The sequence below is a fragment of the Moraxella sp. genome, assembly GCF_024227015.1.
Classification (GTDB): Bacteria; Pseudomonadota; Gammaproteobacteria; order Pseudomonadales; family Moraxellaceae; genus Moraxella.
In genome coordinates, this window is the sequence record NZ_JAAELD010000217.1 from 1 (window position 1) to 4,948 (window position 4,948).

At 43.9% G+C, this 4,948-nt stretch carries 6 protein-coding genes and 1 rRNA gene; 1 reads left to right on the forward strand and 6 read right to left on the reverse strand.

Features of this window, described 5'->3' with window-relative positions; all coding sequences use genetic code 11:
* A partial coding sequence (locus tag GY683_RS04975; RefSeq protein WP_297287696.1) for a KamA family radical SAM protein occupies window positions 1-751 on the reverse strand: 751 nt, incomplete at its 3' end.
* Between the two features lie 121 nt (window positions 752-872).
* Here GY683_RS04975 and efp point away from each other — a divergent pair.
* Window positions 873-1,442 carry an elongation factor P gene (gene efp / locus GY683_RS04980; RefSeq protein WP_036365360.1) on the forward strand — a complete coding sequence of 190 codons (570 nt, stop codon included), beginning with the start codon at window positions 873-875 and terminating at the stop codon, window positions 1,440-1,442.
* A gap of 64 nt (window positions 1,443-1,506) precedes the next feature.
* On the opposite strand, the gene GY683_RS04985 is transcribed toward efp, so the two are convergent.
* From GY683_RS04985 to rrf, 5 genes are all read right to left on the reverse strand, one after another.
* Window positions 1,507-2,271, reverse strand: a complete 765-nt coding sequence (locus GY683_RS04985; RefSeq protein ID WP_297287700.1) for a tRNA threonylcarbamoyladenosine dehydratase — start codon at window positions 2,269-2,271, stop codon at window positions 1,507-1,509.
* On the reverse strand, window positions 2,271-3,125 hold the full coding sequence (locus GY683_RS04990; protein WP_297287697.1) for a TatD family hydrolase: 855 nt from the start codon (window positions 3,123-3,125) through the stop codon (window positions 2,271-2,273). Before GY683_RS04990 ends, GY683_RS04985 begins: the two co-directional genes overlap by 1 nt.
* Before the next feature lie 81 nt (window positions 3,126-3,206).
* Complete coding sequence (locus tag GY683_RS04995; protein WP_297287698.1) at window positions 3,207-4,235, reverse strand: 5'-nucleotidase; 1,029 nt, start codon at window positions 4,233-4,235, stop codon at window positions 3,207-3,209.
* Window positions 4,236-4,247: 12 nt separating this feature from the next.
* Window positions 4,248-4,781, reverse strand: a complete 534-nt coding sequence (locus GY683_RS05000) for a Tfp pilus assembly protein FimT/FimU (RefSeq protein ID WP_297287699.1) — start codon at window positions 4,779-4,781, stop codon at window positions 4,248-4,250.
* Between the two features lie 56 nt (window positions 4,782-4,837).
* Window positions 4,838-4,948: ribosomal RNA gene (rrf, locus tag GY683_RS05005) — 5S ribosomal RNA — on the reverse strand; the annotation flags it as partial.

Here is a 4,948-nt window from a genome sequence, read left to right on the forward strand (position 1 = left end):
AGACAGCGCCAGACCCTCTGAGTGCGCGGCATTTTTGTTTAAGAGATTCATCAATCTCATTGGCATGATTGATGTGCAGCACCATGACGATGTTTTTTGGAGAGTCTTTTAGCAGGCTTAGCAGCGCATCATCCACACGATTGGGTAGCACCACAGGCAGACGCGTATGAATGCGGATGGTGTTGACGTTTGGGATGGAATTTATAGCATCAAACCAAGCTGTTAAACGTCTATGATTCAGATTCAGCGGATCACCACCACTAAAGATCACCTCATCAACGTCAGGGCAGCTCGCCACATAGTCGGCAATATAAGCGATCTCTTGAGTGCTTGGCATGTTCGCATGGTAGTCAAAATGCTGACGAAAACAATAACGACAATGCACCGCACACGCCCCCGTCGTGGTAATCAGTACGCGGTTTTTGTATTTGTGCAGCAGACCCTTGATTGGGTTTTGCTCATTCTCTTGTAGGGGATCGGCAGTATAGCCAGCGCTTGCCAGAGTTTCTTTGATGTCTGGCAGAACCTGCAGTAGCAGCGGGTCGTGCGGGTCGCCCTTTGCCATCTTTTGAATAAAGGCTCGCGGCACTCTTAGCCCAAAATTCTTAGGCTGATAAGGCGCGTTAGGACGCTCTATCTCAAGCAAATCAAACAATTCAGCCACATCCAAAACACCGTCAGCCAATTCACTTTGCCAATCGCTGTAAGCAGAATCAACATCGATGGTCGAAATTTTTGAAAAATCATTCATTATCTTTTGACAACATTCAACAAAACTATATATAATGTGCTGTTTAGCGACATTTGCGAAATGCTGGGTATTATATCGCACTTTCGCCAAAATTTATTTTTCTTTTTTAAAGGTAATCATCATGGCAAGTTATTCTACCAATGATTTTAAAGCTGGCCTAAAAGTCATGCTTGACGGCAACCCATGCTCAATCATCGAAAACGAATACGTTAAACCTGGTAAAGGTCAAGCCTTTAACCGTGTTAAACTTCGCAACCTAAAAACAGGTAAAGTTCTAGAGCAAACCTTCAAATCTGGTGACAGCCTAGAAGGCGCTGACGTACTAGATACCGAAATGAACTATCTATACAACGATGGTGAGTTCTGGCACTTCATGCACCCTGAGACTTTCGAGCAAATGCAAGCCGACAAGAACGCCATGGGCGATGCAGCACAATGGCTAAAAGAGAACTCAAACGCACTTTGCACCATCACTCTATTCAATGGCGCGCCACTAAGCGTTACCCCACCAAACTTCGTTGAGCTACAAATCGTAGAAACCGATCCAGGTCTGCGTGGCGATACTTCTGGCGGTGGCGGTAAACCTGCACGTCTAGAGACTGGCGCAGTGGTACGCGTACCGCTATTCGTACAACAAGACGAAATCGTAAAAGTCGATACTCGTACTGGCGAATACCTATCACGCGTGTAACGTGTAATACACACCCACAAAAAATCCCCAATACTTCATTGGGGATTTTTTCTGCTTAGGTTTATTATTTGGTAATCAATCTTAGGCATTCTGACACCATCACCATGCCCACCACAGACGTAACTGCCACCGCTGAGCCGTAACCGCCACAATTCAGACCGCTTTCACATGCTGTTGCCATTTTTAATTGTTCGGTTGAATAGATGCATTTGATGCCAAATTTACCTTTTGACTGACTGATATTTTTTTCTTTAAGTTTGTTTCTTAATTTTGCCAATAATGGGTCTTGGGTAACATCCGTTAGATCAGCGACTTTGATTTGCGTTGGGTCAATTTTTCCACCCGCCCCGCCAGAGACGATGAGCTTGATTTTATTAAATCGGCAATGCAGCGCCAAAGCAAGCTTGGCATTCATGTCATCGACACAGTCTAACACGATCACATTTTTACCTTGATCTGCTAGATCTGCCACTTCTTCCTTGCTAGGCAAAATCTGCTGCACATTATCTGCAGTCAAAAAATCATCGACCACATTTAGCTCAAGATTGGGATTGATTTGCCTAAGTCGTGTTGCCATCGCCTCAATCTTCGACTCCCCAAGCGTGCTGTCTAAGGCGGGCAACTGACGGTTGATGTTACTCTCAACCAACACATCCAGATCGACCAACGTAATCCGCCCCACCCCTGTTCTCGCTAAACCTTCAGCCGCCCAAGAGCCCACGCCACCAACACCGATCACATAGACATGAGCATTGATAAATTTCTCAAACCCATCGCCATAAAGCGTCCGCGTGCCAGTGAATCGTCTAGCGGTTAACACATCATTCATCATTCATATACCCAATTTTGGCACAGTGCCTCATTGCTATTCCGCCATAGCTGCCTCGCCAAATTCTCTTTATCCATATCAAACATCACCGCCAACTCATCAAGCACGTACACCAAATTAGCAGGTTCATTGAATGCACCCAAGTGCTGGCAAGGTACCGGCATCATATCAGGGCAGTCCGTCTCAATCACGAATGCCTCAGTGCCATATCGCCTAAACACGCTCATCACAGAATTGCGTAATTTCTTAGCGTTAGGATTAGTAATTTGCCCTGTGATGCCAAGCTTAAATCCCATCTTCACGAGAGCCAACGCCTCTTGTTCGCCGCCACTAAAACTATGAGCGATACCACCTTGAATGCTGGCGCGATATTTATGATCTTTTAAAATTTGTAGGACTTGAGCGTGCGCTTTACGAATATGCAATAAAATCGGTAAATCATAATGCTTGGCAAGGTGAATTTGCTCAATAAAAAAACGCTTTTGTTTTTCAAAAATATCAGGTTGCGCTAGGGTCTTTGGATAGGTGTCCAAGCCAATTTCAGCAATGGCAATACTGCCATGCTTTTTAATAAAATCATCAAGCAACACCAAATCAGAATCCGACTGCTCCATGATATACAAAGGGTGAAGCCCGAACGCCAAGTGAGCCTGAATGCCTTGGTGGCTGCTCTTGGCAAAATCCGCCATTTGGGATTTGACTTTTACCATCTGATGAAAATAATTCGCCAAAAAACCAATCAATACCAGATGTCTAACGCCCTGTTCATGAGCGCGTTCTGTCATAAGCATGCGATGTTCATCATACTCAGGCACGTCAAAATGGGTGTGCGTATCAATAAGTCTAATCGTCATGTCGCGGCTTTTTTGGACTGCTGCGTCTCGGCAACATTAATAAAGCTGCAGCGAGAACTAGTTTGAACACTGTTGATTTTCTCATGGTTTTTTACGCTTTTTAACAGGCTTAAATACCTGCTCATCCAAATGCTGCGGCGCATCATTCAACAATGAAGTCGAATGATACGGCACCAGTGCAGAGGGCACAACATTACGCGCAGCATCGATGTGCTTAATTGAATCATCAAAGAAGATATGCGGTGCAAAGGTTTGCAGAACTTTCGTCTTATTTAGACCACCCAAGAAAAAAGCCACATCAACACTCACACCCCATTCACGCAGCGTCTTAATCGCTCGCATGTCAGCAGGTGCATTTCTGGCAGTAACCAAGGCAATACGGATCGGATTATGCACCGCATCTTCAGTCTCATTGGGCAATTTATTTTGAAGCTTAGAGAGTTTAATAAGAAAATCCGCATAAGGTCCTTTCTCCATCGGCAAATCAGCCATCTCATTCTCATGATGGTGGAATGCCTGCAATCCTTGCTGCTTAAACACCAATTCTCCCGCCTCATCAAATAACACAGCGTCCCCATCAAAGGCAATACGCAGTTGCTCAGTGTCAAGCTCGGATGTATCGATCGGGGTTGCATCAAGAATCGCGCAAGCACAAATGTTCGCATCCGCCACTTTCTGAGCGTCTTCGCGATTGGTGGTTAAGAACAGATCAACATCAAAATCCCTAATATAATCCGCCACCGAAGCACCAGAGATAAAAGCAGATCGAGTAATGCCCAGCTCATGTGTACGAATAGCATTGAGCACCTGTATACCAATATCTGGCGTAGATTTAGAAACGATCACCACCTCAACAAAGGGCGACTCATCATGATATTCCTTATCATCCTGATATCGATTTAAATTCAAAAGCGCCTTGATAAGCGGGTAACCAGTTCCTTGATTCAAAGGCTCATTCTCGCGCAAATGCATATATTCGCGAAATTTCTTAGCGGCCGTCTCTTCGTCCTTTTTTGTTAATTCAATCAGTTTGGTTTCCGCTTCGGACAAATCAAATAAGGCTGTCGCCGAAATCGCCACAATTAAAGTCTGAGAAAAATCTACCGCCATACCATCCCCTTTCTAACATTCTATACGATATAAGTGACCTTGTCTCTCAGTCACAACGCCATGTGTATTGATGACAATTTGAAAATTATTGTTGTTATTCTTGGATAAGGTACAATATTTAATATTGCCATAATTCCCACGTGGCTTACCCGTATCACCCATAAATTTCATATAATTACGTGATAACGAGGCATTCATTTCAATTATACCATGTTTTAAATACAAAGATTCGCTGCTAATTATATAATCTTTAGCACCAAATCTATTGTCCCTATCATTATCTACAAACACAACAAATCTCTCTTGGGCGCTCCTGCTGCATTCATTCCCGCTGTTCATGGCACAAATGATAACATCCTTGCCTCTTGAATAGCTCTCTATCTTTGCCAAGCGAATTGCTTCATAGAGATGTTTGCTTGTTGCATGCGATTCCATGCGCTCAAACAGAGCAGGAATCATAGGGTAAGCAAAAAATAGCAACACAGAAACAATCAATAAAACTATGATTAATTGAATGAATGTAAATCCAGATTCTGCTTTTATCATAATATCGCCATACCTAAAACCCCCAACTTTTCAGTCAGGGGTTAGGATAAATAAGATGCTGACGATGACCTACTCTCACATGGGCGAACCACACTACCATCGGCGCTAAGACGTTTCACTTCTGAGTTCGGGAAGGGATCAGGTGGTTCCATCTTGCTATTGTCGTC